Source organism: Streptomyces sp. ActVer (assembly GCF_027270795.1).
GTDB classification, from domain to species: Bacteria; Actinomycetota; Actinomycetes; order Streptomycetales; family Streptomycetaceae; genus Streptomyces; species Streptomyces umbrinus_A.
In genome coordinates, this window is the sequence record NZ_JAPWHT010000075.1 from 23730 (window position 1) to 30631 (window position 6902).

The 6902-nt window shown below is 72.9% G+C and carries 5 protein-coding genes; 1 reads left to right on the forward strand and 4 read right to left on the reverse strand.

All coding sequences use genetic code 11. From position 1 onward, the window contains the following. Positions 1–41 precede the first annotated feature (41 nt). Positions 42–1271: an anhydro-N-acetylmuramic acid kinase gene (locus O3Q52_RS15175; RefSeq protein WP_269649308.1), complete on the reverse strand. Its 1230-nt coding sequence runs from the start codon at positions 1269–1271 to the stop codon at positions 42–44. A gap of 4 nt (positions 1272–1275) precedes the next feature. Further along, the gene (locus O3Q52_RS15180; protein WP_269649309.1) at positions 1276–2580 is read right to left on the reverse strand and encodes an MFS transporter; all 1305 of its coding nucleotides are present in this window, start codon (positions 2578–2580) and stop codon (positions 1276–1278) included. Between the two features lie 225 nt (positions 2581–2805). Between O3Q52_RS15180 and O3Q52_RS15185 the strand changes: the two genes are divergently transcribed. Beyond that, complete coding sequence (locus O3Q52_RS15185) at positions 2806–5496, forward strand: AAA family ATPase (RefSeq protein ID WP_269649310.1); 2691 nt, start codon at positions 2806–2808, stop codon at positions 5494–5496. Between the two features lie 33 nt (positions 5497–5529). Here O3Q52_RS15185 and O3Q52_RS15190 read toward each other — a convergent pair whose 3' ends face one another. Both O3Q52_RS15190 and pcaC read right to left on the reverse strand, forming a co-directional pair. Next, complete coding sequence (locus O3Q52_RS15190; protein WP_269649311.1) at positions 5530–6330, reverse strand: SDR family NAD(P)-dependent oxidoreductase; 801 nt, start codon at positions 6328–6330, stop codon at positions 5530–5532. Positions 6331–6416: 86 nt separating this feature from the next. Then, on the reverse strand, positions 6417–6902 hold a 486-nt coding region (gene pcaC, locus O3Q52_RS15195), incomplete at its 5' end, for a 4-carboxymuconolactone decarboxylase (RefSeq protein WP_269649312.1).

Genomic DNA, 6902 nt, shown 5'->3' on the forward strand with positions numbered 1-6902 from the left:
GAGGCGTGAGTGAAAGCCGGATGAGAGGATCCGGATTCAGTTCACCCAATCACCAGTCGCACCGGCTGTTTCAAGCCCCGGGGCACCCGAGGCAGCCCGTCCCGCCCCGGTGTCACCGAGCCCAGCACGCTGGGGTGCCGGGCTCCGGTGCTCCTCGGATCGGTGCCCGCGAGACCGTGCAGCGTCAGGAAACCGAGGACGGCGAACGCGTACGCCTCCTTCGCCGCCGATGGCAGGCCCAATGCGTCGGAGGTGTGCAGCGGTACCCCCGGCAACTCCTCGGCGAGCATCGCCATGAGGACGGGATTGCGCGTGCCGCCGCCGGAGGCGATGACCTCGGTGGCCCGCACGGACCGGACGGCGTCCGCGACCGTGCGCGCGGTGAGCCGGGTGAGGGTGGCGATCACGTCCTGGTGTGCGAGGGTGCCGATGTCCGTCGGAGTCGTCGTAGCCGTCGGAGTGGCCCGATCGGCCGCCGTGGCCGGAGCGGCCGGTACGGCCGGGTCCGCGAGGCCTGCCAGCGCCGCCAGCAGGTAGTCCCGGTGGAACAGTTCCCTGCCGGTCGTCTTCGGTGCGGGCAGCGCGTAGTACGGCTCGTCGAGGAGCCGGCGCAGCAGCGGCTCGTGGACCCTGCCGCGGGCGGCCAGCGCGCCGTCCGTGTCGTAGGCGCGGCCGGTGAAGTGGCGGACGGCCGCGTCGATGAGCGCGCCCGCGGGACCTGTGTCGAAGGCGGTGCCGTCGGGCGCGGTCAGGTTGGCGATGCCGCCGAGGTTCAGCGCGACCGGGGTGCCCGGTCTGCCGCGCAGCCACAGCAGGTCGAAGAGGCTCACCAGGGGTGCCCCCTGGCCGCCGGCGGCGATGTCGCGTGGCCGGAAGTCGGCGACCACGGGCAGTCCGGTGGCCTCCGCGATCCAGGCGGGCTGGCCGATCTGCAGGGTGCCGCGCACCTGCCCGCCGTCGGTCCAGTGGTAGACGGTCTGGCCGTGCGAGGCCACCAACGCGGCCCGTCCGTCGCACAGTTCACGGTTGGCGCGGAGGGCGGCCGCCGCAAAGGCCTGCCCGACGAGGGTGTCCAGGCGGCACACCTCGGCGAGGGTCGTGGCCGCCGGAGGCAGCGCCGCCGCGAGGGCCTCGCGCACCTCGCCCGCGTACGTCTCGCCGACCATGCCGAGCGGCCGCAGCACCAGACTGTCCCCGTCGAGCCGCAGGTCGGCCGCCGCCGCGTCGATCGCGTCGTACGACGTGCCGGACATCAGGCCGATCACCCGCACCCGCTCAACTCCCTTGTCGTACCGGCTCCTTACGGAGTGTCAGAAGCGCGAACACGCTCACCGCGCACGTCACGGCCGCGTAGTACGCCGGGATGTCCACGCTGCCCGTCCGCTTGATCGTCTCCGTGATGATGAGGCCCGCGCACCCCGAGAACACGGCATTGGACAGGGCGTAGGCGAGCCCCAGCCCCGTGTAGCGGACGCTCGTCGGGAACATCTCCGAGAGCATCGCGGGGCCCGGCCCCGCCATCAGCCCCACGACGGCGCCCGCGACGAACACGGCCCCGCCCTTCACCGCGTTCGAAGTACCCGTGTTCTGAAGGAGGTTGAGCAGTGGGACCGCGAGGACGGTGACCAGCAGCGCGCCCGTCAGCATCACCGGCCGCCGCCCGATCCGGTCGCTGAGCAGGCCCGCCGGGATGATCGTGGCCGCGAAACCCAAGTTGGCGAGGACGGTGGCGACCAGCGCCTGCTGGAACGTGGCGTTCAGTGAGCTCTGCAGGTACGAGGGGAGCACGACGAGGAACGTGTAGCCGGCCGCCGCCCAGCCCATGACGCGCCCCGCGCCCAGCGCGATCGCCTTCGCCACCTCACGCCCCGGCGGCCGCTCCGGCAGGGGCTCCTCCCGGAGCGACTCGAAGGACGGCGTCTCGTCGAGACGCAGACGCAGCCACAGCGCCCCGAGCCCCATCGGCAGCGTCAGCAGGAACGGCAACCGCCAGCCCCAGTCGCCCAGTTGTCCCTCAGTGAGCACGGTCGCCAGCAGCGCGGCCACTCCCGCCCCGCCCAGCAGCCCCAGCGCCACCGTGAACGACTGCCACGACCCGTACAGGCCCCGCCTGCCCGGTGGCGCGAACTCCGTCATCACCGACACCGCGCCCCCGAACTCCCCACCCGCGGACAGCCCCTGAAGGACCCTCAGAAAGGTCAGCAGCCAGGGGGCGAGGGCGCCCACCGTGTCGTACGTGGGCAGCACGCCGATCAGGGTCGTCGCGGCCGTCATGAGGACGATGACCATGATCAGTACGGGACGGCGCCCGACGCGGTCGCCGAGCCGCCCGAACAGCGCGGCGCCGACGGGCCGGAAGAAGAACGCGAGCGCGAAGGACGCGTACGTCTTGACCAGGGCCTCGACCTCGCTGCCGCCCTCCGGTGTGAAGAACCGGGCCGCGATGACCGTCGCGAAGTAGCCGTAGACGCCGAACTCGTACCACTCGATGAAGTTGCCCACCGACCCCGCGACCAGCGCCCTGCGGGAGCGCTCCGGCCGGTCGGTCCGCAGGTCGGAGCCGTGCGCCGGAGCGCCCATGCCGTTCCTCCCGCCGCCGCGACGATGTTGGAAAGTTAGTTTCAGTTCACGGCTTTTGACTGTCAATAACTTTCACCCGGGCCGGTCGGTGGTGTCGCCCGTCGCCATCGCGCCTCCGGCGTCACACGTCGCGGCAACAGGTGTCCCGACCAGGCTCCATCGCGCCTTCCGGAGGGCTAGGCTCAAGGCCTGTACGTCGTTTGGGCGACCTGGGGAGGTAGCGGGATGACGGAGGCACGGCCGGGAACGGCCGCCTCGGCACCCCTCTGGGAGCGCGACGCGGAACTCGCCGCGGTCGCGGAGGCAGTCGACGCGCTGTGCGCGGGTTCGGCCTCTGGCAGCCTGCTGGTCTTCACCGGAGAGGCGGGCATCGGCAAGACCGCGCTGCTCGCCGAGTCGCGCCGGATCGCGGAGACACGCAAATGCACGGTGTGGTCGGCGCGCGGTGGCGAGACCATCACGTCCGTTCCCTTCAACGTCGTACGGCAGTTGCTGCAGCCCGCGCTCGTGGCGCTGATGCCCGACGAGGCGCGTGAGTACTTCGGCGACTGGTACGACATCGCGGGACCCGCCCTCGGGATCGCCGAATCGGGCGACCGCCAGGCCGACCCGCAGGGCGTGTGCGACGGACTGGTCGCGGCCGTGCGCAGGCTCGCCCGACGCGAGTGGCCGCTGGTGCTGCTCGTCGACGACGCGCACTGGGCCGACCAGGAGAGCCTGCACTGGCTCGCCGCCTTCGTGGAGCGCCTCGACGACCTGCCCGTCCTCGTCCTGGTCGCCCGCCGCCCGGGCCACGCCACCGGCGACAGCGCCCGCCACCTCGACGCCATCGGCGCCCTGGCCGGCGCGATGCCCTCCCTGCGCGCGCTGACCCCGGACGCCACGGCGGGACTCACCCGCGCCACGCTCGGCGCGCACGCCGACGTCCCGTTCTGCCGCGAGGTCTGGGCCGTCACCGGCGGCAACCCGTACGAGACCGTGGAACTCCTCGCCAAGGTCCAGGACAGCGACTTCGAACCGGTCGAGGAGTCGGCCTCCGAACTACGCGCGCTGAACCGCTCGGCGCGCGGCCGGGGACTCGTCGACCGGCTCGAAGGGCTCGGCGTGGACGCCACCCGGTTCGCCTGGGCGGCGGCCATCCTCGGCACGCAGATCTCCCTGGAACTGGCGGCCGAACTCGCCGGAATGCCGCGGGACGAGGCGGAGCGCTGTGCGGCGCTCCTCGGCGCGGCGCGCATCCTCACCGAGGCCGACCAGACGACCGGTCAAGTCCAGGACGGGGACCTGGAGTTCGTCCACCCGCTCATCGCCACCGCCGTCTACCGCTCGATCCCGGACGCGCTGCGCACCGCGATGCACGGGGTGGCCGCCTCGGTCGTCACCGCGTCGGGCCTCGGCGCCGCCGCGGCCTCCCGCCACCTCCTCGAAGTACATCCGGACGACGACCCCGAACTCGTCGAGCAGATGCGCGAGGCCGCCCGTGAGCACCTCGCCGTCGGCGCCCCGGACGCGGCCCGCCGCTGTCTGGAGCGCGCCCTGCTGGAACCGCCGCTTCCGGAGGTCCACGCGCGCGTGCTCTACGAGTTGGGCTGCGCCACGCTCCTCACCTCGCCCGCGACGACGATCGGGCATCTGCGGCAGGCACTCACGCTGCACGGCCTGGAGGAGGAACTGCGGGTCGACGCGGTCTGCCGGCTCTCCTCCGCACTCATCCACAACGACCAGCCGGAGGAGGCCGTCGCCGCGGTCGACGCGGAGGCCGACCGGCTCCAGCCCGGCCCCGCCCGTATGCGCCTGCAGGCCGTGCACTACATGTGGGAGGGCGTCCACGTAGCCGAGGAGGACGCGCCCGGCCGCTCCCGCCGCCTCGCCGAACTCGTCAAGCCGCTCACCGGCCGCGACAACTCCGAGCGCGCCCTGCTCATCCTGCGCGCCTTCGACGGGATGACCCGCGGGGAGAACGCCGAGGAGGTCGTCGAGCACTGCGACCGAGCCCTCGTCAACGGCCGCCTCGCGCCGGGCCTCGGCTGGACCGACACCGAGTGGAGCTTCGAGCTCCTGATGATGCTCGGCATCTCCTACGCGTTCGCGGACCGCCTCGACCGCGCCGAGAGCCTCTTCACGGAGGCCCAGCGGACGTACGAGCACGCCGGGTGGAGCGGCGGCCATCTGGCCGTCGCGCACGCCTTCGGCGGATACGTGCTCCGCAGACGCGGCCGCCTCGTGGACGCGGAGGAGTCCCTGCGCGAGGCACTGCGGCTCGCGGACCGGGTGGGCCAGGGTCTGCCCATGCACTGGTCGGCGGCGTGCATGCTCATCGACACGCTGCTCGCCCGCGGCCATGTGGGCGCGGCCGAGGAGATCGCCGAGCGGTACTCCTTCGAACCGCCCCATCCGTCCACGACCGTCCTGCCGGACACCCACTCGATAAGGGGCCGCCTGCTGATCGCCACCGGCCGCGTCGAGGAGGGCGTGAACGAGCTGGAGACCGCGGAGAAGAGGTCCGTGGCCCGCGGCGGCCACAACACGGTGATGGCGCCCTGGGCCGGAGATCTGGCCCGCACCCTCGCCGTCGCCGACCCGCGGCGCGCCGCCGAGGTGGCGCCCCACGCCCGCATCCAGGCCGAACGCTTCGGCACGGACAGCGCGATAGGAGAGGCCCTGCGGTGCGCCGCGGCTCTGGAGACCGGCCGTCGCTCGGTCACGCTGCTCGCCCAGGCGGTCGCGTACCTGGAGGCTTCACCCTGTGCCTACGAGCACGCGGCGGCCCGCGTCGAGTACGGCATCGCGTCCCACTCCGTCACGGAGCTGACCCGCGGTCTGGCACTGGCGCGGACCTGCGGCGCGGACGGCCTGGTGTCGAAGGCCCGGGAGGCATTGGCACTGCACTCGGGTCTGGTGCCCCGTCCCCGGTGACCTAGGGGCGGACGGGGCGGTGCCCCGGCACCTTCAGGTTCCGAGCAGCCGGTCCGTCGCCGCCTCCAGGCGCTTCCACATGTCCCGGTCGTACGCCTCCGCGCGGGCCCGCGAGGGACTCGTACCGTCGAAGTACTGGCCGGTGCCGGCCTGCCCCGACTCCGTGGTGGCGAGGGCCAGTACACCCGCCGCGCCGTCGGAGATCGTGGACAGCGGCTCGACGCCGGCCTCGCGGACCATCGCGGTGTCGATGAAGGTGGCGGGGTGCAGCACGTTGACGGAGACACCGGTGCCCGCGAGTTCCTCGGCGAGGGCGAACGTGTGGGCGGCCAGGGCGAGTTTGCTGCGGCGGTACGCCGTCACCCCGTCGTAGCCCCGTGCCGTCCCGAAGTCGTCGAAGTCCAGCGGTTGTTGGCCCGCCGAGCCGACGTTGACGATGCGGGACGGGGCGCTCGCGCGCAGCACCGGAAGAAGGGCACGGGTCAGGGCGACCGGCGCGAGGTAGTTGACCGCGAGCCGCAGCTCGTGACCGTCGACGCTCTCCTCCCGGCCTGCCCCGGGAATCCCGAAGCCCACCCCCGCGTTGTTGATCAGGACATCGAGCCGGGGGTGCGCCGCCGCGACCCGCGAGCCCAGCTCACGCACCTGCGCCAGCGACGCCAGGTCCGCCACGAACCCGTGCGCCTCGCCCTCCGTACGCAGCTCCGCGACCAGCCGTTCGGTACGCCCCGGATCGCGGCCGTGGGCGAGGACGACGAAACCGGAACGGGCGAGCTCGAAGGCCACGTACCGGCCGAGTCCGGAGGTGGCACCGGTGATCAGAACAGTGGGCATGCCCTCACCCTAGGCACGGCGGCACGGTCCGTACGAGGTGCCGCTGAGCGTACGACCACCAGGGGCACCGTCCGACGGCCGGCACGTCAGCCGGCCGCCTCGTCCTCCTCGGCGAGCACCCGCTGGGCCACGGCGAACGCCGAGTTGGCCGCCGGGACCCCGCAGTACACGGCGGTCTGCAGCAGCACGGCGCCGATCTCCTCCGGGGTGAGCCCGTTGCGGCGGGCTGCGCGGATGTGCATCGCCAGCTCGTCGTAGTGGCCGTGCGCCACCAGCGCGGTCAGTGTGATCATGCTGCGCTCGCGGCGCGCCAGCGTCGGGTCGGTCCAGATCTCGCCCCACGCGTACCGCGAGATGAAGTCCTGGAACCGTGCCGTGAATTCGGACTGCCGGGCCTGCGCGCGGTCGACGTGCGTGTCGCCGAGCACCTGGCGGCGTACCTCCATGCCCCGCTTGGCGCCGCCGTCGAAGTGCGCGCGCAGCGCGGTGAGTACGGCCTCCGGGCACTGCGCGGGTGCCAGGTGCGAGGCCCCCGGGATCTCGACGAGCGCGGCACCGGGCACCGCGTCGGC